Genomic DNA, 737 nt, shown 5'->3' on the forward strand with positions numbered 1-737 from the left:
GATTAGGTTTAGGGAGGAAGTCTCCGGTCTGTGCTTTTCTTTGCAGCCAGAGATTGATAGTGTTCCGGCTGACATGGAAAACTTGACTGGCTTCTGTTTTGGGCATACCGTCTAGTTCAATTGCATCAATAACTTTTTGTCTGAGGTCGTAACTATAGGGGGCTGGCATTTTTGGTCTTCTTAGTCATCTCGTCCTCTCCATTATACGTCCTAACTTTCCTGTCTGGTGCTATAGTGTAAAAGAAACCCCCTAGGTATTTAGCCTAGAGGGTATTGTGTTGTGGGTTTATTGGGGGTTAATCGTCTAACTGATAGATTAATCTAAGTCCTGCTTTCATTTCTGGTGATTCTGGGTCAATACCATGATTGAGTAGTGTTTGCTTTGCCATATCTAGTGGCAATGGTTGTCGGTGGTGGCGTGTTAAGATACCTAACTCTGTGGCAAGGTTGCGACGTTTTTTGTATTTGCTGTCATTAATCGCTACCGAATGTCCAAAGCAGCGTGCCCTGATTTCTTGTGGTATCCCGTTCATTTCTCCCAGTTGATTAGCTAGATGTCGGAAAGCTAATGCTTGAGTAAATCCCCACTTATGGTGTTTAAGCCATTTACGATGATTATCATTAAAACCGCTAGGGTCCTTGGCGTTTGTAATAGGTAAACAGACGTTATGAATTCCTAGGCGGTTAATCAAAGCCTTGTCTTTTGACATTGGTATTGCTAACCTTTGACCTGTTTA

The 737-nt window shown here is 42.5% G+C and carries 1 protein-coding gene and 1 pseudogene; both read right to left on the minus strand.

The window, feature by feature from the left end; all coding sequences use genetic code 11:
* Positions 1-169, minus strand: a 169-nt coding sequence (locus P5674_RS25470; protein WP_315670451.1) for an IS630 transposase-related protein, incomplete at its 3' end; no start/stop codon positions are given.
* A gap of 127 nt (positions 170-296) precedes the next feature.
* Positions 297-737 (minus strand): annotated as a pseudogene (locus tag P5674_RS25475) (hypothetical protein); the annotation flags it as partial.

This window comes from Limnospira sp. PMC 289.06 (assembly GCF_032350395.1).
Taxonomy (GTDB): domain Bacteria; phylum Cyanobacteriota; class Cyanobacteriia; order Cyanobacteriales; family Microcoleaceae; genus Limnospira; species Limnospira platensis.